The organism is Streptomyces sp. NBC_01477 (genome assembly GCF_036227245.1).
Lineage (GTDB): Bacteria > Actinomycetota > Actinomycetes > Streptomycetales > Streptomycetaceae > Actinacidiphila.
Genome location: NZ_CP109445.1, coordinates 3,776,031 through 3,795,651 on the forward strand (window position 1 = coordinate 3,776,031; position 19,621 = coordinate 3,795,651).

Annotated in this window: 19 protein-coding genes; 10 read left to right on the top strand and 9 right to left on the bottom strand. The window is 74.6% G+C overall.

Going from position 1 to position 19,621, the window contains the following annotated elements; translation table 11 throughout:
• Window positions 1–45: 45 nt before the first annotated feature.
• The 4 genes from OHA86_RS15565 to OHA86_RS15580 all read right to left on the bottom strand — a co-directional run bounded on the left by OHA86_RS15565 (window position 46) and on the right by OHA86_RS15580 (window position 3,722).
• Window positions 46–798 carry a TetR/AcrR family transcriptional regulator gene (locus OHA86_RS15565; RefSeq protein ID WP_329175880.1) on the bottom strand — a complete coding sequence of 251 codons (753 nt, stop codon included), beginning with the start codon at window positions 796–798 and terminating at the stop codon, window positions 46–48.
• Window positions 795–1,646 (bottom strand): sugar phosphate isomerase/epimerase family protein, encoded by an 852-nt coding sequence (locus OHA86_RS15570; RefSeq protein WP_329175882.1) that lies wholly within the window; start codon window positions 1,644–1,646, stop codon window positions 795–797. Before OHA86_RS15570 ends, OHA86_RS15565 begins: the two co-directional genes overlap by 4 nt.
• 40 nt (window positions 1,647–1,686) lie before the next feature.
• Window positions 1,687–2,742, bottom strand: coding sequence for a Ppx/GppA phosphatase family protein (locus OHA86_RS15575; protein ID WP_329175884.1), 1,056 nt, complete (start codon window positions 2,740–2,742; stop codon window positions 1,687–1,689).
• A 71-nt stretch (window positions 2,743–2,813) separates the two neighbouring features.
• Complete coding sequence (locus OHA86_RS15580; RefSeq protein ID WP_329175886.1) at window positions 2,814–3,722, bottom strand: alpha/beta hydrolase; 909 nt, start codon at window positions 3,720–3,722, stop codon at window positions 2,814–2,816.
• A gap of 180 nt (window positions 3,723–3,902) precedes the next feature.
• Here OHA86_RS15580 and OHA86_RS15585 point away from each other — a divergent pair, with 180 nt between their 5' ends.
• Window positions 3,903–4,709 carry a hypothetical protein gene (locus tag OHA86_RS15585; protein WP_329175888.1) on the top strand — a complete coding sequence of 269 codons (807 nt, stop codon included), beginning with the start codon at window positions 3,903–3,905 and terminating at the stop codon, window positions 4,707–4,709.
• 1 nt (window position 4,710) lies between these two features.
• On the opposite strand, the gene OHA86_RS15590 is transcribed toward OHA86_RS15585, so the two are convergent.
• Complete coding sequence (locus OHA86_RS15590) at window positions 4,711–4,983, bottom strand: helix-turn-helix transcriptional regulator (protein WP_329175890.1); 273 nt, start codon at window positions 4,981–4,983, stop codon at window positions 4,711–4,713.
• A gap of 50 nt (window positions 4,984–5,033) precedes the next feature.
• Between OHA86_RS15590 and map the strand changes: the two genes are divergently transcribed.
• Entirely contained in the window at window positions 5,034–5,801 is a 768-nt protein-coding gene (gene map, locus OHA86_RS15595; protein WP_329175891.1) for a type I methionyl aminopeptidase, read from the top strand.
• A 258-nt stretch (window positions 5,802–6,059) separates the two neighbouring features.
• On the opposite strand, the gene OHA86_RS15600 is transcribed toward map, so the two are convergent.
• Complete coding sequence (locus OHA86_RS15600) at window positions 6,060–7,688, bottom strand: hypothetical protein (RefSeq protein ID WP_329175892.1); 1,629 nt, start codon at window positions 7,686–7,688, stop codon at window positions 6,060–6,062.
• Window positions 7,689–7,985: 297 nt separating this feature from the next.
• Here OHA86_RS15600 and radA point away from each other — a divergent pair, with 297 nt between their 5' ends.
• Together radA and disA are read left to right on the top strand one after the other, a co-directional pair.
• A complete protein-coding gene (gene radA, locus OHA86_RS15605; protein WP_329175893.1) occupies window positions 7,986–9,371 on the top strand; it encodes a DNA repair protein RadA in 1,386 nt (461 codons plus the stop codon).
• A gap of 89 nt (window positions 9,372–9,460) precedes the next feature.
• Entirely contained in the window at window positions 9,461–10,612 is a 1,152-nt protein-coding gene (disA, locus tag OHA86_RS15610) for a DNA integrity scanning diadenylate cyclase DisA (RefSeq protein ID WP_443053962.1), read from the top strand.
• Window positions 10,613–10,718: 106 nt separating this feature from the next.
• Here the strand turns inward: disA and OHA86_RS15615 are convergent, their stop codons facing one another.
• Window positions 10,719–11,606: a hypothetical protein gene (locus OHA86_RS15615; protein ID WP_329175895.1), complete on the bottom strand. Its 888-nt coding sequence runs from the start codon at window positions 11,604–11,606 to the stop codon at window positions 10,719–10,721.
• A gap of 130 nt (window positions 11,607–11,736) precedes the next feature.
• Here OHA86_RS15615 and OHA86_RS15620 point away from each other — a divergent pair, with 130 nt between their 5' ends.
• The 5 genes from OHA86_RS15620 to OHA86_RS15640 all read left to right on the top strand — a co-directional run bounded on the left by OHA86_RS15620 (window position 11,737) and on the right by OHA86_RS15640 (window position 16,144).
• Window positions 11,737–12,678, top strand: a complete 942-nt coding sequence (locus OHA86_RS15620; RefSeq protein WP_329175897.1) for an A/G-specific adenine glycosylase — start codon at window positions 11,737–11,739, stop codon at window positions 12,676–12,678.
• Window positions 12,679–12,980: 302 nt separating this feature from the next.
• Complete coding sequence (locus tag OHA86_RS15625) at window positions 12,981–13,511, top strand: SigE family RNA polymerase sigma factor (RefSeq protein WP_329175899.1); 531 nt, start codon at window positions 12,981–12,983, stop codon at window positions 13,509–13,511.
• A gap of 17 nt (window positions 13,512–13,528) precedes the next feature.
• Complete coding sequence (locus tag OHA86_RS15630) at window positions 13,529–14,206, top strand: hypothetical protein (RefSeq protein ID WP_329175900.1); 678 nt, start codon at window positions 13,529–13,531, stop codon at window positions 14,204–14,206.
• A gap of 3 nt (window positions 14,207–14,209) precedes the next feature.
• On the top strand, window positions 14,210–14,893 hold the full coding sequence (cseB, locus tag OHA86_RS15635) for a two-component system response regulator CseB (RefSeq protein WP_329175902.1): 684 nt from the start codon (window positions 14,210–14,212) through the stop codon (window positions 14,891–14,893).
• 6 nt (window positions 14,894–14,899) lie between these two features.
• Window positions 14,900–16,144, top strand: coding sequence for a HAMP domain-containing sensor histidine kinase (locus tag OHA86_RS15640; RefSeq protein WP_329175903.1), 1,245 nt, complete (start codon window positions 14,900–14,902; stop codon window positions 16,142–16,144).
• Window positions 16,145–16,513: 369 nt separating this feature from the next.
• Here the strand turns inward: OHA86_RS15640 and OHA86_RS15645 are convergent, their stop codons facing one another.
• Both OHA86_RS15645 and OHA86_RS15650 read right to left on the bottom strand, forming a co-directional pair.
• Window positions 16,514–17,455: a zinc-binding dehydrogenase gene (locus OHA86_RS15645; protein WP_329175904.1), complete on the bottom strand. Its 942-nt coding sequence runs from the start codon at window positions 17,453–17,455 to the stop codon at window positions 16,514–16,516.
• 22 nt (window positions 17,456–17,477) lie between these two features.
• Window positions 17,478–18,320: an LLM class F420-dependent oxidoreductase gene (locus tag OHA86_RS15650; RefSeq protein WP_329175905.1), complete on the bottom strand. Its 843-nt coding sequence runs from the start codon at window positions 18,318–18,320 to the stop codon at window positions 17,478–17,480.
• A gap of 75 nt (window positions 18,321–18,395) precedes the next feature.
• Here OHA86_RS15650 and OHA86_RS15655 point away from each other — a divergent pair, with 75 nt between their 5' ends.
• On the top strand, window positions 18,396–19,286 hold the full coding sequence (locus tag OHA86_RS15655; RefSeq protein ID WP_329175906.1) for a LysR family transcriptional regulator: 891 nt from the start codon (window positions 18,396–18,398) through the stop codon (window positions 19,284–19,286).
• Window positions 19,287–19,621 lie beyond the last annotated feature (335 nt).

The following is a 19,621-nucleotide window of genomic DNA, read 5'->3' on the forward strand; positions in this document are numbered from 1 at the left end:
CGTCCGGATGACGGAACACCTGTCCGGCGTTCCGCACGCCCGTTCCTAAGCCTCCGCGGCGCCGGGCCGTACGTCCGGGTCGGTCAGATAGCGCTGGAGCGTCGGCGCGACCACGGTCACCAGGTCCTCCGCCGCGGCCGAGGCGATCGGCTCCACCTTCACCACGTACCGCAGCATGATGATCCCGACCAGTTGCGCCGCGGCGAGCTGCACCCGGAATTCGGGGTCGGCGACCCGCAGCTCCCCCGCGACCCGCGCCAGCACCTTGCGGCTGATCAGCCCGCGGAAGACGGCGGCGGCCCGCTCGTTGGTGACCGCCGACCGTACGATCGCCAGCAGCGGCCCCCGGGTGACCGGGTTCTCCCACACGCCCAGCATGAAGCGGGCCAGCCGCTCCCCCATGCCGTCCGGGCCGCCCGCCGCCATGGCGCCCGGCAGCTCCAGGGCCGGGCCGAAGGACACCTCGACGGCGGCGGCGAAGACCTGCTCCTTGGTGCCGAAGTAGTGGTGGACCAGGGCCGCGTCCACACCGGCCGCCTTGCCGATGGAGCGGACCGAGGTCCTGTCGTAGCCGCGGACCGAGAACTCCTCGCGGGCGGCGGCGAGGATCCGCTCCCGGGTGCCGGCGGCGTCCCCGGTCCTGGTCCCGGCGGGCCGTCCCCGGCGGCGCGGCGGCCCGTCCTGCGCCGTACCCGCGGAGCCGGCCGCGGAAGCAGCCGCACCCGCGGGCGTACCGGAGGCACCGGCGGGAGCGCCCGCCGACGTACCGGAGGCCGTACCGGAGGCCGTACCGCTCATGCGCGGACCGACGACGGGCGGGCGGCGGGCACCGCCAGGTGGCGGCGGGTGAAGTCCAGCGCCTCCGCCAGGTCGCCCTCGCGCTCGGCCGCCGACATCGCCCGCCGGGTGTTGACCTCGATCACCACGTGCCCGGCGTAGCCGCTGCCCGCCAGCGACTCCAGCAGCGCGGCGCACGGCTGTGTCCCGCGCCCCGGCACCAGGTGCTCGTCCTTCGCCGAGCCGCTGCCGTCCGCCAGGTGCACGTGCGCGAGCCGGTCGCCCATCCGGCCGACCATGTCCATCGCGGCCGTACGGGAGGTCGCCGCGTGCGACAGGTCCACCGTGAAGTGCCGGTAGTCCTCCCGGGTCACGTCCCAGTCCGGCGCGTACGCCATCACCTCGCGGTCCCGGTAGCGCCACGGGTACATGTTCTCCACCGCGAAGCGCACGTCGGTCTCGTCCGCCATGCGCCACAGGCCGCGGACGAACTCCCGCGCGTAACCGCGCTGCCAGCGGAAGGGCGGGTGCACCACGACCGTCGACGCGCCCAGCCGCAGCGCCGCGTTCCTGGCCCGCTGGAGCTTCACCCACGGGTCGGTGGACCACACCCGCTGGGTGATCAGCAGGCAGGGGGCGTGCACGGCCAGGATCGGCATCCGGTGGTAGTCCGAGAGCCGGCGCAGCGCGTCCACGTCCTGGCTCACCGGGTCGGTCCACACCATGACCTCGACCCCGTCGTATCCCAGCCGGGCGGCGATCTCGAACGCCGTCGCCGTGGACTCCGGATACACCGAGGCCGTGGACAGCGCGACCTTCACGCCGGATACGCCGCCGGTTCGCTTCCTGGGGTCCACTGGTTCAGCCACGGGAGCCAGGGTACGGCGGGGCCCGTGCGTACCGGGCGTCTCAGCCGTACCGACGGGCCACAGTGGCCGCCGTACCGCCGTTGTACGGGGTGGCGGCGGGTGTGGGGTTGGCCACACCGCCGTGCGTGTCGCCCGCGAGGCCCCCGGCCGACGCGGCGCCGCCGGTGTCCGCCGCCATGACGTCGAGCTTGCGCAGGATCACGCCCTCGCGCAGCGCCCACGGGCAGATCTCCAGCTCGTCCACGCCGTAGAGGTCCATCGCCCCCTCGGCCACCAGCGCCCCCGCGAGCAACTGCCCCGCCCGCCCCTCCGAGACCCCCGGCAGCCCGGACCGCTGCTGCGCCGTCATCCCGGCCAGCCGCGGCACCCACTCCTCCAGGGCGTCCCTGCGCAGCACCCGCTGCACGTACAGCCCCTCCGCGCTGCGGGCCGCGCCCGCGATCCTGGCCAGCTGCCGGAACGTCTTCGACGTCCCCACCGCGTGGTCGGACGGCCCGAGCCGGGCGAATTCCGCTACGGTCCTGGCGATCTCCGCCCTGACGTGCCGCCGCAGCTTGCGCACGTCCTGCGCGGACGGCGGGTCCCCCGGCAGCCACCCGCCGGTCAGCCGGCCTGCGCCCAGCGGCAGCGACACCGCCGCGTCCGGGTACTCGTCCATGCCGTAGCCGACTTCCAGCGAGCCGCCGCCGATGTCCAGCACCAGCAGCTTGCCCGCCGACCAGCCGAACCAGCGGCGTACCGCGAGGAAGGTCAGCCGTGACTCGTCCTCGCCGGACAGCACGGTCAGCCGCACCCCGGTCTCCTGCTCGACCCGCGCCAGCACCGCCTCGCCGTTGGCCGCCTCGCGCACCGCCGACGTGGCGAACGGCAGCACGTCCTCGGCGCCCTTGTCCTCCGCGACCCGCAGCGCGTCCGCGATGGTCCCGACCAGCCGGTCGACCCCGTCCCGGCTGATCGCGCCGTCCTCGTCCAGCAGTTCGGCGAGCCGCAGCTCCGCCTTGTGCGAATACGCCGGCAGCGGCCGCGCGCCCGGGTGCGCGTCCACCACCAGCAGGTGAACGGTGTTGGACCCCACGTCGAGCACTCCCAGTCGCATGGGCAGCACTGTAGTCAGCGCCGGGAGCTGCCGTGTTCCCCCCGGGAAGAGTCGCTTGCGGCTAGAAGGCCCTAGGACTTTCCGGGGGCGAGGGCACGGCGCAGGACGTCGCCCAGTTCGGCGATCTGCCGCTTCGAGACCTCGGCGGACGCGATCACCTGCGACCCGTGGAAGGTGCCGGGCCACTGGTGCAGTTCGACGGGCACGCCGGCCTGGAGCAGGCGCAGCGCGTACGCGATGTCCTCGTCGCGGTTCGGGTCGAACTCCGCGGTGGCGATGAAGGCGGGCGGCAGGCCGGAGAGGTCCTCGGCCCGCGCCGCCACCGCGTACGGGGTGGAAGCGGGCGTGGAGCCCAGGTAATGGCCCCACGACGTGGTGACGTTGTGCCGGTTGGACGAGGGGGTGTCGGTGAAGTGGCGTGCCGACCATGTCTCCTGCCGGTCGTCGAGCCCGGGCTGATGGAGCAGCTGGAAGCGGATCGGCGGGCCGCCCTGGTCACGCGCCCGCAACGCCAGCGCCGCCGCGAGCCCGCCGCCGCCGCTGTGGCCCGCGATCGCGATACGGTCCGGCTCCGCACCGACTTCACCGGCCCGCGCCGCCGCCCAGGCCAGTACGGCGAAGGCGTCGTCCAGCGCGGCCGGGAACGGATTCTCCGGCGCCAGGCGGTAGGCCACCGAGATCACCACGGCGCCGGAGACCTGGGCGATCCGGCTGGCCCACGGGTGCTCGGTGTCCAGGTCGCCCATGACGCATCCGCCGCCGTGCAGCCAGATGACGGCGCCCTGCGCCTGCCGCGGCCGGTAGATCCGCACCGGCACATCGGGATCGGCGGGCACCATGCGGTCCTCGATCTCCAAGCCCGTGATGTCCGGCGCCGGCCCCGCGGCGACCCGCTCGGCGAGCTTCTTGCGCTCGGTGACCGGATCGGAGAAGTCGGGCAGGGGGACAAGCGGGATGAATGCTTCGAGTTCGGGATCCATGTGACCATCCTCATGGCCGCGCCCCCCGGAGATCATCCCCCGTCCGGGTGAAGCACCCCCGCCACTGGCGTTCGCCCGGCAGGTCGGGAACGACCGTGCGAGGGCGGCGCGGGGCGGCGGGAGACGATCGGGGGTGGCGGGTGACCGTATTCGGCGCATTCCGGTCTTAGGGTTGGGCCCGTGGCAAAGGCGAAGACCCGCAAGGGCGTGCAGCAGACCGGACCGGTGGCGACGGCTGACGAGGCAGGCCTCGACTTCGCCCGTGCCTGGGTGGAATTCGTCGACCCCGCCGACGAGGAACAGGTCTTCCGGTGCGACCTGACCTGGCTGACCTCCCGCTGGAACTGCATCTTCGGCAGCGGCTGCCAGGGGATCGTGGCCGGCCGCGCCGACGACGGGTGCTGCTCGCTCGGCGCGCACTTCTCCGATGACGACGACGAGAAGCGGGTCGCCGGGCATATGGCCCGGCTGACCCCGGACACCTGGCAGTTCCACGAGCTGGGCACCGGCGCCGGCGGCTCCTGGATCGAGGAGAACGAGGACGGCGAGCGGCAGACCCGCGTCGTGGACGGCGCCTGCATCTTCTCCAACCGGGCCGGTTTCTCCGGCGGCCAGGGCTGCGCGCTGCACGCCCTCGCCCTGCGCGAGAACCGCGAGCCGCTGGAGACCAAGCCGGACGTGTGCTGGCAGCTCCCGATCCGCCGGACGTTCGACTGGGTCGACCGGCCGGACGACAGCCGCGTCCTGGTCGTCTCGATCGGTGAGTACGACCGCCGCGGCTGGGGCCCCGGCGGCCACGACCTGCACTGGTGGTGCACCTCCGCCACCTCGGCCCACGGCGGCGGCGAGCCCGTCTACGTCTCCTACCGCGCCGAGCTGACCGAACTCATGGGCGAAGCCGGCTACGCCGAACTCGTCACCGCCTGCGAGGCCCGCCTCGCCCGCGGCCTCCCCCTCCTCGCCCCGCACCCGTCCGACCCGGCCTGACTCACGCGGACAGAGCCACCTCCTCCTCGGCCTCCTGGCCGCACGCGGCGGCCAGGTCGTCGAGCGACAGCCCCACCGCGGCGGCGAGCGCCGCCACCGTGAAGAAGGCCGGCGTCGGCGCCCGGCCCGTCTCGATCTTGCGCAGCGTCTCCGCGGACACTCCCGCGGCCGCGGCGACCTCCACCATGCTGCGATCACCGCGCGCCTGGCGCATCAGCGCGCCGAACCGCTCTCCGCGCCGGTGTTCCCACGGGGTCAAAGGAGTTCTCACCATGCCCGTGATACTAATACCGGTATAAGTATTGGAGACAAGGGAGCCACACCATGGTGGAGATCAAGACCGACACGGCACTGGACGCGATGCGCGAGGCAGGCCGGGTCGTCGCCCGGGCACTCGCCGCCGCCGAGGCGGCAGCGGCCGTCGGGGTGTCGCTGCGGGAACTCGACGAGGCGGCCCGCGCCGTCCTCACCGAAGCCGGCGCCGGATCCCCCTTCCTCGGCTACCGGCCGTCCTTCGCCCCCACCCCCTTCCCCGCCGTGATCTGCACCTCGGTCAACGACGCCATCGTCCACGGCATCCCCACCGACTACCGGCTCCGCGACGGCGACCTCGTCAGCGTCGACTGCGGCGCCGAACTCGACGGCTGGACCGGCGACGCCGCCATCTCCTTCACCGTCGGCACCCCCCGCCAGGCCGACCTGGACCTCATCGCCGCGACCCGCAGGGCCCTGGACGCCGGCATCGCCGCGGCCGTCGCCGGCAACCGCGTCGGTGACATCTCGCACGCGATCGGAACGGTCGCGCGGGAAGCGCGCTGCGGAATGCCGGCGGATTTCGGGGGGCACGGGATCGGGCGGCGCATGCATGAGGATCCCCACGTGCCGAACCGCGGGCGGGCCGGGCGCGGCTTCCCCCTCAAGCCGGGGCTGGCTCTCGCGATCGAGCCGATGCTGATGGCTGGGGGGCGGGACGAATACCACACCAGGGCGGATGGATGGACCCTCAGCACGGTCGACGGCAGCCGGGCGGCGCACATCGAGCACACGGTCGCCATCACCGCGGCCGGGCCGCGGGTGCTGACCTTGCTGTGACGGTTCCCGCGCCTGCGGGGCGCTGGTGCCGTCGTGGGGCGTATGCAGGTCTCCCTGCGGGCGGTTGCGCGCCCGTGCGTGACGGCGTACCCCGGGGGTTTGCTCACCCACCGCGACAGGCAGCCGCAGAGCCGGGCCGGAGGGGACGGTCCGGGGGTGTCCCCGCAGGACTGCGCACGACTCCCGCAGGAACGTTCGCACAGAGCTCAGGTGCGCAGTCCGAGGAGATACCCCGGAGCGGTACCGACCCCAGCCACGTCAGCCCGGCGTGAGCGTGGCCGTCGGCGCCGGGGACGGTGACTCCGAGGCGGGCGCCGACGGCGTGGGTGACGCCGTAGCCGAGGCGGGTGGCGGCGGCGGGGCCGGGGACGGTGACACCGGTGGCGGCGACGCCCTCCGCGTCGTACCCCGCAGAACCACCGCCCCGCCCCCCGGCGCGAAAGCGATCGACGCCGACCACGAGCCGTCGGGCGCAAGCTCGGGGACCACCGTCACCGCCACGGTCACCGACTCCCCGGTGCGGAGCACACCCCGCACCGCCGACAGCCGCAGCCACCCCGCCGCCGTGGACGCGGCCCACCGCACCTCGCCCGAGCCACCCGCCGTGAGGGTGACGAGGGTGCGCCCGGCCCCGGGCGCCGCCGTCACCGTCAGAGAAGCCCCGGCGGAAGGCGCCGACACACCCGCCGCAGTGACGGTCACGGCAGTGACGTCGGCGTCCACAGGAACGGACGGCGAACCGGCCGCCGAGGGCCGCGAGCGCGACCCGCCGGCCGCCCCGTCAGGCACCCCCGCCCCGTCCGGCGCCCCGGCCGCCGCCCGCCCCCCGCCGTGGGGCGCGTCGTCACCGCCCAGCGGCGTCGCCCGATACGCGGCCCAGATCGCCAGGACGGGCGCGGCGACGACGGCCGCGACGACCGTGGTCGTCACGGCACGGTGCCGCAGTTGTGCCCGCCGCGCCGCCCGGTCCTTGAGGTCGAGGGGGAAGCCGCGCCGGTCGAAGCGCGGCGTGGCCTGGCGGCTGCGCCCGGCGCCGGTCTCCATGGCGTGCAGGAGCGCCGCGCAGGCGGCGGCCCGCGGCGCCTCGATGAGCGCGAGTACGTCGGTGGCGTCTGCGGCGCCGGGCCACGCCCCGGCGGCGACGGCGCGTTCCGCGGTGCGCCGGCACACCACGCACGCGTCGACGTGGCGGACGAGTTCGCCACGGAGCGCGGGCCCGAGCAGCACCCGGTCGTCCCCGGCGAGTCGGGCGAGCGACCCGCAGCGCCCGGTGTCGACGACGGCGAGCGCGGCCCGGGTGCGCTCGACCTCGCAGGCGGCGCGGGCCAGCAGGCCGCGTGCGGTGTCGGTGTCGAGCCCGAGGACGGCGGCGACCTCGTACGGCGGCAGTTGGTGGCGTACCGCCAACTCCAGGGCCTCGCGCTGCTCGGGGGTGGTGCCGGCGGCCTCCGGCCAGGCCAGGGCGGCGAGTTGGGCGGCCCGCTGGGCGGCGAGGGAGGCGGCGGCGCGGGCCGGCGCGGGCGGGATGCCGGCGGCGAGCCGGCGCAGGCAGCACCAGCGGGCGAGCGCGTAGAGCCAGGGGCGCCGCAGGTCGGAGTCGCGCAGCCGGGCGCGCTGGCGTTCGGCGAGCGCGAGGACGTCGCCGAGGGCGCCGGCGGCGGCGTCGTGCTCGCACAGGACGGACAGGCAGTACGTGAACAGGCCGTCGAGGTACGGCTCGTAGTGCGCGGGCGGCACCATCGGCAGCGTGCCGTGCGGGCGGCGCGCCGCGTCACGGTCCCGCGCGGCCGACCGCTCGCGCGCCGCAGAACGCCCAAACGCCGCAGCCCGGTGCCTGCGGTGCGCACCGTTCTGCGGGATGGGGGTGGGGGTCTCCTGCCTGCTCATCACCGGGCGACGGTAGGCCCGCGACCCGCCCCGCTTCAGCAGTCCTCGCGGCCATTAATCCTTATGGGTGGCGATGCGGCCCGATTTGAGACAGTCCGACCACTCTTGCGAGTGAATACGCGTGCCCGCCCGCGACGCCCGCGCCGTACGCCCCCGTTCGCGCCCCCCGGAGCCGCCCCCCGGAAGCCGTCCGAACCCGTCCCCAGCCGCCCGAGGCCGGCCACACCCGACCGAGGCCGGCCGCGGGCGAACCCGCGGCCGGACCCCGCTGTCGTACCCGACCGCTACGGTGGCGCCATGGCCACCCGCAAGCCCGCCCCGAAGGACCGTCCCTCCTACCGCTGTACCGAGTGCGGCTGGACCACGGTGAAATGGCTCGGCCGGTGCGGCGAGTGCCAGGCGTGGGGGACGGTCGAGCAGCACGGCGGCGTGTCGGCCGTACGGACCACCGCGCCGGGGCGGGTCAGCTCGCCCGCACGGCCGATCGCGCAGGTGGACGGGCGGCAGGCGACCGCGCGCTCGACCGGGGTGCCGGAGCTGGACCGGGTGCTGGGCGGCGGCCTGGTGCCGGGGGCGGTGGCGCTGCTCGCGGGCGAGCCGGGGGTCGGCAAGTCCACACTCCTGCTGGACGTGGCAGCGAAGGCGTCGAGCGCGGAGCACCCGGTGCTGTACGTCACGGGTGAGGAGTCGGCCTCGCAGGTGCGGCTGCGCGCGGACCGTATCGGCGCGCTCGCCGACCACCTCTATCTGGCTGCCGAGACGGACCTGTCGACGGTGCTCGGGCATCTGGACGACGTGAAGCCGTCGCTGCTGGTGCTGGACTCGGTGCAGACGGTGGCCTCGCCGGAGATCGACGGCGCCCCGGGGGGCATGGCGCAGATCCGCGAGGTCGCGGGCGCGCTGATCAGGGCGTCCAAGGAGCGCGGGATGGCCACCCTGCTGGTCGGCCATGTCACCAAGGACGGGACGATCGCCGGGCCGCGGCTGCTGGAGCACCTGGTCGACGTGGTGCTGAGCTTCGAGGGCGACCGGCACGCGCGGCTGCGGCTGATCCGCGGGGTGAAGAACCGCTACGGCGCCACCGACGAGGTCGGCTGCTTCGAGCTGCACGACGAGGGGATCACGGGCCTGGCCGACCCGTCCGGCCTGTTCCTGACCCGGCGTGACGAGCCGGTGCCGGGCACGTGCCTGACGGTGACGCTCGAAGGCAAGCGGCCGCTGGTCGCGGAGGTGCAGGCGCTGACCGTGGACACCCAGATCCCCTCGCCTCGGCGTACGACGTCCGGCCTGGAGAATTCCCGGGTCTCGATGATGCTGGCCGTGCTGGAGCAGCGCGGCCGGATCAAGGCGATCGGCAAGCAGGACATCTACACGGCGACCGTCGGCGGGGTGCGGCTCACCGAGCCGGCCGCCGACCTGGCGGTGGCGCTGGCGCTGGCCAGCGCGGCGATCGACACCCCACTGCCGAAGAATCTGGTGGCGATCGGCGAGGTGGGGCTGGCCGGCGAGGTGCGCCGGGTCACCGGTGTGCAGCGCCGCCTGTCGGAGGCGGCCCGGCTCGGCTTCACCCACGCGCTGGTGCCGACCGACCCCGGCAAGGTGCCCGCGGGGATGCGGGTGATCGAGGTCGCGGACATCGGTGACGCCCTGCGCGCGCTGCCTTCCAGGGCCTCCCGGGGGTAGCCGGCGGCAGGGGGCGTACGCCGGTGATCGGCGGCCCGCGGCGCGGACGACGTAAACTCACTCCAAACCGCACCGACCGGAGGAACGCAGTGGCAGCCAACGACCGGGCAGGCGCCGCCCCGGCCCGCAAGGCAGCGGCGGACTCCGCCAGCAGGTCCGGCACCGGCCAGGACGGCGGGCTGATGCGCGCGTCGCTGAGCGCCGTCGCGCCCGGCACGGCCCTGCGCGACGGCCTGGAGCGCATTCTGCGCGGCAATACGGGCGGCCTGATCGTGCTGGGCATGGACAAGACGGTGGAGTCGCTGTGCTCCGGCGGCTTCGTCCTCGACGTGGAATTCACCGCGACCCGGCTGCGTGAGCTGTGCAAGCTGGACGGTGCGCTGATCCTGGACAAGGACATGACCAAGATCATGCGGGCCGGGGTGCAGTTGGTGCCCGACCCGACGATCCCCACCGAGGAGACCGGCACCCGGCACCGCACCGCGGACCGGGTCAGCAAGCAGGTCAACTTCCCCGTGGTCTCGGTCAGTCAGTCGATGCGGCTGATCGCGCTGTACGTGGACGGTCAGCGCCGGGTGCTGGAGGACTCGGCGGCGATCCTGTCCCGGGCCAACCAGGCGCTGGCCACCCTTGAGCGGTACAAACTGCGGCTGGACGAGGTGGCGGGCACCCTGTCGGCGCTGGAGATCGAGGACCTGGTCACGGTCCGCGATGTCACGGCGGTGGCGCAGCGGTTGGAGATGGTCCGCCGGATCGCCACCGAAATCGCCGAGTACGTCGTGGAGTTGGGTACCGACGGGCGGCTGCTGTCGCTCCAGCTGGACGAGCTGATCGCGGGTGTGGAGCCGGAACGCGAGCTGGTGGCCCGGGACTACGTACCGGAGCCGACCGCCAAGCGCAGCCGTACGGTCGGCGAGGCGATGGCCGAGCTGGACGCGCTGCCGCAGAGCGAGCTGATCGAACTGACCACGGTGGCGCGGGCGTTGGGCTACACCGGCTCCCCCGAGTCGCTGGACTCGGCGGTGTCGCCGCGGGGTTACCGCCTGCTGGCGAAGGTGCCGCGGCTGCCGAACACGGTGATCGAGCGGCTGGTCGAGCACTTCGGCGGGCTGCAGAAGCTGCTCGCCGCCAGCGTGGACGACCTCCAGGCGGTCGACGGCGTCGGCGAGGCCCGCGCCCGCTCGGTCCGCGAGGGCCTGTCGCGTCTCGCGGAGTCCTCGATCCTCGAACGGTACGTGTAGGCGCACCGCCCGACGCCGGTCCCGCGGTCAGTCCCGCAAGGGCAGCCTCCCGCCCTCAGTTCTGCCGCCGGTCCCGCGGAGGCAGTCCCGCCGCCGGCCCCCGCCCTCAGTCCTGCGACAGCACGAACGGCACGCTCTTGGCGCCGTAGCCCGGCAGTTGGGCCTGCGCCAGGTAGTTGCCCGGCGCGGCCTGCGCGCCCTTGGGGGCGGCGCACCGCGGGGAGCTGGTCCTGGCGCTCCAGCGCAGCGTGTAGGTGGTGGTGCCGTGCGCGGGCACCTGGAGCAGGTACGCCGACGCGTTGGCCGGGCAGTCGTCGGACGCCCACACATGGCTGATGTCGGGGGTCTTGGTGACGGTGAAGACCGCGCTGCGGGGGCCGAAGTCCAGCTTGCAGGTGACGGCGCCGGAGTTGGTGGCGCGCAGTTGGAAGACCGGGGTCTCGCCGGGCGAGTAGGCGTTCTTCGCGCTGGCCAGGGACAGCGAGACCGCACCGGGTGAGCAGGTGGGCAGCGTCGAGCCGGCCGGGACCTGGTCGTCGGCCGAGCCCGTACCCGCGCTCGCGGCGCCGCCGGCGGTGGTGGCGCCGCCCGCGCCGGCGCCCGCGGACGTACCCGCAGAGGTGCCACCGGTCGTACCGGCCGTGTCGCCGCCGGAAGCGCCGGCCGCGGCGCCCGCCGAGGCGCCGTCGGAAGTGCCGTCGCCCGTACCGCCGTTGGAGTCCGTGCCGCCGTTCGCGGGGTCGGTGTCCCGACCGCCGGGGCGCCCGCTGATGTGGGTGCCGCTGGGCACGGGTCCCGCGGTGATGGTCGCCGCCGGGCTGTGCGAACCGGTGGGCGAGGAGGAGCCCTTGCCGTCGCTCCCACCGCCGCCGCCCGATGTCACCGCCCAGATCGCCAGCACGGCGATCAGCGCCACGACGGCGAACATCACTGTCCGCCGCCGCCAGTAGATGGTCGACGGGAGAGGTCCGACGGGATTGCGCAACGAGCCCACACCCGAACTCTAGGGGAGATCACCCGTGTGCCGCCGCAACACCCGCCGCTCGGTGGCCCGTCTTTGCCGATGATCACCTTTACGTCGGCAACCGGTCGCTGTCAGTGGCGTGTGCGAGGATCGCGAGGCGATGAGCACAGACCTCCACCACACCCCCGAGTCCGCGACCGCCACCGACCCGGCCTCCGCCGGCACCCCGCGTGCGGCCGCGCTGCACGACCTGGTCATCGACTGGTTCGGCGATCACGCCCGCGACCTGCCGTGGCGCCGCCCGGACGCGGGCGCCTGGTCGGTCATGGTCAGCGAGTTCATGCTCCAGCAGACCCCGGTGGTCCGGGTGCTGCCGGTGCACGAGCAGTGGCTGGCCCGCTGGCCGCGCCCCGCCGACCTGGCCGCCGAGTCACCGGGCGAGGCGGTCAGAGCCTGGGGCCGGCTCGGCTATCCGCGCCGGGCCCTGCGGCTGCATGCCGCGGCCGGCGCGATAGCGCAGCGGCACGGCGGCGAAGTGCCGCGCGAGCACGCGGAATTGCTGGCGCTGCCCGGGGTCGGTGAATATACGGCGGCGGCGGTCGCGTCGTTCGCGTACGGGCGGCGGCACATCGTGCTCGACACGAATGTGCGGCGGGTCTTCGCCCGGGTCGTGACCGGCACGGCGCACCCGCCCAACGCGACGACGGCCGCCGAGCGCCGTACGGCGGCGGGCCTGCTGCCCGCCGACGAGGCGACGGCGGCGCGCTGGGCGGCGGCCACCATGGAGTTGGGCGCGCTGGTGTGCACCGCCCGCTCCCCGCAGTGCGGGCAGTGCCCGGTGGCGGCGCTGTGCGCCTGGCGGCTCGCCGGTTCGCCCCCGCACGACGGGCCGCCGCGCCGCGGGCAGTCGTACGCCGGGACCGACCGGCAGGTACGCGGCAGGCTGCTCGCCGTCCTGCGCGCCTCGCGGGGGCCCGTACCGCAGGCCGCGCTCGACGCGGTGTGGCACGAGCCGGTGCAGCGGGCCAGGGCACTGGACGGCCTGGTCGAGGACGGCCTGGTCGAACCCCTCGCCAACGGCGTCTACCGCCTCCCGGTCTGACCCCGCCCGCCACCTTCCGCCGACCCGCCCGCGCGGCACCTCCCGCCGGGCGGGCCGCACCGCCAACCCCCCTGGCAGGGCACGCAAGCCGCCCCCTTATCGACCACTTCATCCCCTTCGCCCGATTCGCTCGGCGGCCGTTACACAACCGATGGGTTGCTGTGCGTCCGCTGTGCTCTCGTGGTGGCGGAAGCCTGACATCCGGTCCGTAATTTCGAGGGAAGCCGGGGGGAAACCTCCGGCCGCGACACGGCGAAACGCCCGGTCGCAGCGGTTTTCTGGGCGGAACGGGGCGGAGAGACATGGCGGCGAGCGGCACGGTATTGGAGTTCGAGGAGTACGTCAGGAGCCGGCAGGACGCCCTGCTGCGCAGCGCCCGCCGCCTCGTACCGGACCCGATCGACGCCCAGGACCTCGTACAGACCGCGCTGGTGCGCACCTACCCCCGCTGGGACGGCATCGCCGACAAGACGCTGGCGGACGCGTACATGCGCCGGGTGATGATCAACACCAGAACCGAGTGGTGGCGCAACCGCAAGCTCGACGAGGTGCCGGTCTGCGACCTGCCCGAGCCCAGCGTCGACGACGGCGCCGAGCAGCGCGCCGACCGGGAGATGCTGCGGGACGTGCTGGCCGTGCTGTCCCCCAAGCAGCGGCAGGTCGTCGTGCTGCGCCACTACGGCCAGCTGACGACCGAGGAAACCGCGCAGGCGCTGGGCATGTCCACCGGTACGGTGAAGAGCACACTGCACCGGGCGCTCGCCCGGCTGCGCCATGAACTGGAACACGGCAGTTACGGCTACACGCGACCGGAGGCGATGTGCGCCGCCTAAGACCCGGAACCGCCGCGATGGGCGCGCTGACGTGCGCGTGCGTCGTGGTGACGGGCTGCGGTACGACCGGAACCGGCGTCCGCAGGGAGGGTCCCGCGCCCTCCCCCACCGTGAAGCGGCCGTCCACCGCCATGGCGCCGGCCATCGCCCGCGATCCGCAGGCGCTGGCCACCATGGTCCGCCGGGACAGCAGCGTCAGCCAGGATGTGCGCGAGGACCTGACGCCGTGCGCGGGCAACACCTATCCGATGGCCACCGACACCGGCGACCTCACCGAGGGTGACGGCCCCGACCTGGTGGTCAACGTCACGACCTGCGGAGACGGCCTGGGCGTGGCCGCGTACGTCTACCGTATGGTGAACGGCAAATACCAGAACGTCTTCGCCGACGAGCGCCCACCGGTGTACGGCAGCGTCGAGGACGGGCAGCTGCAGATCATCCACGAGGTGTACAAGGTGGACGACCCGGTGACGTTTCCGACCGGGCAGGAGTCGGTGCTGTACGCGTGGCGCGGCGGCCGGTTCGTCCAGGTCTCCCGCAGCTACGCCGGCTTCGACGCGCCCACGCCGACCGTGCGGCCCGAGCCGACGTCCACGGATCCGGCGCCGCGGCCCGACTCCGACCCGCTCGACCCGGACCTGCCCAGCGCCTCGGCCTCGCCGTCGGCGGCCGGGCCGGCCGCCGGGCGGCGGTAGTCCATGGCCGCCACCCATGTCCTCTTCGTCGAGGACGACGACGTCATCCGCGAGGCCACCACGCTCTCCCTGGAGCGCGACGGCTTCCAGGTCACCGCCGCGCCCGACGGCCTGACCGGACTCGACGCCTTCCGCGCCCACCGGCCCGACCTCGCGCTGCTCGACGTGATGGTGCCAGGTCTTGACGGGGTCAGCCTGTGCCGGCGGATCAGGGACGAGTCGACCGTCCCGGTCATCATGGTCTCGGCCCGCGCCGACGCCATCGACATCGTGCTCGGCCTGGAGGCCGGCGCCGACGACTATGTGACCAAGCCCTTCGACGGCGCCGTGCTGGTCGCCCGGATCCGGGCGGTGCTGCGCCGCTTCCGCGCCAGCGCCGCCGACGACCCGCAGGACGCCGGCGCGCTGCTGTCCTTCGGCGACATCGCGATCGACCCGGAGGGCATGGAGGTCACCCGGGCCGGCGAACGCCTCGCGCTGACCCCCACCGAGATGCGGCTGCTGCTGGAATTCGCCGCCACCCCCGGCACCGTGCTGTCCCGCGACCGGCTGCTGACCCGGGTGTGGGACTACGAATGGGGCGGCGACACCCGGGTGGTGGACGTGCACGTCCAGCGGCTGCGGGCCAAGGTCGGCCAGGACCGTATCGAGACCGTACGCGGCTTCGGCTACAAGCTGCGGGCCTGATCGCCGATGGCACCGCGTTTCCCTCCCACCCTCACGCTGCGCTGGAAGCTCAGCGCCGCCATCGCCGCGGTGTCCGCGCTGGTCGTCGTCGTCCTGAGCCTGGTCGTGCACAACGCGGCCCGGGTCAGCATGATCAACAGTGCCAGGGACGTCCAGGACGAGCGGGTGCAGTCCGCGCTGCGGATCTACGAGACCAACGGCCGGCTGGTCTTCTACGCCACCCTCAACGACCCCGCCCTGCCGCCCGAGTTGAAGGCGTACGCCGCCAAGGGCCAGCGCGCCACCTTCGTCCAGCAGACCCGCTCGGGCCTGGTCGTCTGGGCCGAGACGCCGGCGGGCACCGGGAAGGTGCTGTCGCTCAAGACCGGCTTCACCGACCGCTATTCGGTGCTGGTCGACCTCGACAGGACCCTGGTGCTCGGCTCGGTCACCGTCGTGCTCGGCGGTACGGCCATCGGCGTGTTCGTCGGCGGGCGCATGTCGCGGCGGCTGCGGAAGGCGGCGACCGCCGCGCGCAAGGTCGCCGACGGCGACACGCAGGTCCGGGTGCGCGAGGCCATCGGCGGCCGGGGCCGCGACGAGACCGACGAGCTGGCCAGGGCCGTCGACGCGATGGCCGACGCGCTGCAACTGCGCCTTGAGGCCGAGCGGCGGGTCACCGCCGACATCGCGCACGAACTGCGCACTCCGGTGACCGGCCTGGTCACCGCCGCCGAACTCCTCCCGCCCGGCCGCCCCTCGGAGCTGGTACGCGACCGGGTGCACGCGCTGCGCACCCTGGTCGAGGACGTCCTGGAGGTCGCCCGCCTGGACGGCGCCGCGGAACAGGCCGACCTCCAGGAGGTGGCCCTCGCGGAATTCGTCCGCCGCCGGGTGCCGGTGCTCGCCCCGCAGGCCACCATCACCGTCGCCGAGGACGCCGTCGTCCAGACCGACCCGCGCCGCCTCGAACGCGTCCTGGGCAATCTGCTGGCCAATGCCGCCCGGCACGGCGGCGCCCCCATCGACGTCCTGGTCGACGGCCCCTTCCTTCGGGTGCGCGACCACGGCCCCGGCTTCCCGCCCGACATGCTCCGCGAGGGGCCGAGCCGCTTCCGTACCGGCTCCACCGACCGCTCCGGCGGCGGCCACGGACTCGGCCTGACCATCGCCACCGGCCAGGCCCGCGTCCTCGGCGCCCGCCTCACCTTCCGCAACGCGCCCCTGACGGACGGCGGCGGCGCGGTGGCGCAGTTGCTGCTGCCGCGCTGAGCGTCACCGCCCGGGCCGGGGCGGGCCGGGGCAGTGCGCCGGCCCGGATCCCGGCCCAGGCTCCCGCTCGGGTCCCGGCTCAAGCCCCCGCCCGGAGCTCGGCTCGGCTCAAGCCCCCGCCCGGAGCTCGGCTCGGCTCAAGCCCCCGCCCGGAGCTCGGCTCGGCTCAAGCCCCCGCCCGGAGCTCGGCTCGGCTCAAGCCCCCGCCCGGAGCTCGGCTCGGCTCAAGCCCCCGCCCGGAGCTCGGCTCGGCTCAAGCCCCCGCCCGGAGCTCGGCTCGGCTCAAGCCCCCGCCCGGAGCTCGGCTCGGCTCAAGCCCCCGCCCGGAGCTCGGCTCGGCTCAAGCCCCCGCCTGGCGCTCGGCTCGGCTCACCCCTCCCCCGGCACGTCCAGGACGGCCTTGCCCAGGACGCGGCGGGACAGCAGGGCCTCGGCCGCTTCCGGGGCGCGGCGCCAGGGGCCGCGCCAGCCGATCCGCGGGGTCAGGGCGCCGGCTTCGAGCAGCCGGACGAGCCGGCCGAGGTCGGGGCCGAAGGTGGGGCCGTAGACGGGGTTGCCGACCATGAAGACCTCCAGGCGTTTGCGGCCGCCCTTGCGGCGCTCCTTCTCGAAGTCGAAGGTGGTCGGTTCGAGGGAGGCCTTGCCGACGCTCTGGAGGACGCCGCCGTCCTCCAGCAGCCCGAAGGCCTCGGCGAGCTGCGGGCCGCCGACGTTGTCGAGGACGCCGAAGACCGGGGCGCCGACCTGGCCCGGGCCGATGACGACCTCGGCGGCGCCCAGTTCGCGCAGCCCTTCGCCGCGGGCCCGGCTGCCGACCGAGGCGATGACGTGGGCGCCGGCCAGGGCGGCGAGCTGCACGGCGAACCGCCCGACGCCCCCGGAGGCGCCGGTGACCAGGACGCGGCGGCCGAGGACCGGGCCGAGGTCGCGTACGGCACGCAGCGCGGAGACGCCGGCGGCCGGCAGGGTGCTCGCCGTACCGAGGTCGACGGAGTCGGGCACGACGGCCAGGTGCCCGGTGTCGGCCGCGCGCCGCTCGGCCCAGCCGCCGGCCGCCCAGCCGAAGGACACCACCCGGGCGCCGGGCGGCGGCCCGGACCCGTCGGCGGCCGGCTCCAGCACGACGCCTGCCGCGTCCAGGCCCATGACGGTGCCGGCCGGGGTGCGGTCGGCCGCGTAGGCGGCCTCGGCGAAGTTCAGCGACACCGCGTGCACCTCGATCAGGGCCTGCCCGGCCGCCGGGACCGGCTCGGGGACCTCGCCCAGCCGGAGGCCGGACGGTGCCGCGGGGTCGTGGATCAGTGCGCGCATGGCGTTCCTTCGCGAGGGGCGTTCAGTGCGGGAGGGCGGCGTGCTGTTCGAGGTGGGCGGCCACCGCCGCCGGGTCCTCCAGCGGCAGCGGGTAGACGATCAGCCGGTCGGTGCCGAGGTCGGCGTAGCGCCGGGCGCTGTCCGCGTCGACCGGCGACATCTGCATGAAGCTGATCTCCAGCGGGCCGAGCCACCCCGGCCGTTCCACCTCGGCGGCGGCCTTGCGCAGCCCGTCGAGGTGCGCGGCCAGGTCGGCGGGGCCCGCCCCGTTGCCGAGCCAGCCGTGGCCGCGGGCGACGGCCCGCCGGAAGGCCGCGGGGCTGTGCCCGCCGACCACGATCCGCGGACCGCCGGGACCCACCGGCCGCGGGTGGGCGTCGACGTGCGCGAAGGACACGTAACGCCCCTGGTAGGAGGGCGCGGGCTCGTTCCACAGCGCGCGCATCGCGTCGATGTACTCGTCGGTGCGCCGGCCGCGCTCGGCGTACGGCACGCCCACGGCGGTCATCTCGGGTTCGAGGTATCCGGCGGCGACGCCGAGCAGCAGCCGGCCGCCGCTGAGCACGTCCAGGCTGGCGGCCTGCTTGGCGAGGACCAGCGGATTGCGCTGCGGCAGGATGACGATGCCGGTGCCCAGCTCCAGCCGTTCGGTGACCGCGGCCACGTAGGCCAGGTGCACCAGCGGGTCGAGGATCGGGTCGGTCGGCTCCATCGGCGCGTCGGGGGTACGCGGGCTGGGCAGCACGACATGCTCGCCCGCCCACCACGACCGGTAGCCCAACTCCTCGGCCAGCCGGGCCAGTCGTACCGTCTCGGCCGGTCCCAGCGTGGCCTTGGCGTTCAGTCCGTTGACGCCCAGTTCCATCGGCAACCACCTCCACCGATCATCCTGGGACGGCCCCGCGGCCCTGTCCAAGAGCTGCTGTCATAGCCTTCCGCTATGGATGTCCACGTCCGGGATCTGCGGTATTTCGTGGCGGTCGCGGAGGAGTTGAGCTTCACGCGGGCCGCGGCCGAGCGGCTGTTCATCGCGCAGCCGACGCTGAGCCGGCAGATCCGGCAGCTGGAGGCGTCGCTGCGGACACCGCTGTTCGTACGCGACCGGCGCGCGGTCGCGCTGACCGCCGCGGGACGGGAGCTGCTGCCGTACGCCCGCGGACTGATCGGGCAGTGGGAGGCCGCGCAGGGTGCCGTGGCCGGCGCGGCGGCGGCGCACGGCACGACGCTGACCGTCGGCTTCCAGACCACCATCGGGCGCGGGCTCATCCCCGGCGTGACGGCGGCGATGGAGCGGCGGCTGCCCGGCTGGCGGCTGCGCTTCCGGCAGATCGGCTGGGCCGACCCGACGGCGGGCCTGGGGGGCGGCGAGGTCGATGTCGCCATCGCGTGGCTGCCGGTGCCGGGGGCCGGCCTGTCGGCGCAGGTGATCGCCACGGAGCAGCGCTGGGTGGCACTGCCGGCCGGCCACCGGCTGGCCGGCCGGCCCAGCGTGCCGTTCGCGGAACTCGCCGACGAGCCGTTCGTCGCCCTGCCCGCGTCAGCGGGCCCGCTGCGTACCTTCTGGCTGGGCGAGGACCGGCGCACCACCCCGGCCACGGTCGCGGCGACCGCGGAAACCGCCGACGAGGCCTTCGAGGCGGTCGCCTCCGGTCTGGCGGTGGTCCTCCTCTCGGCCGGCAACGCCGAGATCTACCACCGCGACAACGTCATCTGCCGCCCGGTCCCCGACCTCCCCCCGAGCGAACTCGCCGTCCTGTGGCGCACCTCCGACCGCCGCGAGGCCGTCCGCGTCTTCACGGAGGCGTGCTGCCGCTGCTGCGCGGCACCGTGACGTCACCAGGGGGCGGCCGCGCCCTCGCCAACGGCCGGGTGCGTGGAGCGGCAGTGGCGCTCGGCATGTGCGGCTCGCTGGCCGGCCTGGGGTTCGCCACTGGCCGGGCGACGGCACTAGCGGCACCTGTCGTCCCGGCGCAACCGTACGAGCCGTACACACGAGACGCGGGCGACACCGACGTGGAACGGCGCGGTTTCCTCCGTGACGGAGCCGGGTCGGTCACCGGAGTCGCCCTGGGCCTGCGGTTGGCCGAGAGTCCCGGCCGCCGGACGGGCATGCGCGAGGTACGCAGCGTGGTCCTGTCGGCTCAGGCGCTGTACGCGCTCGACCCG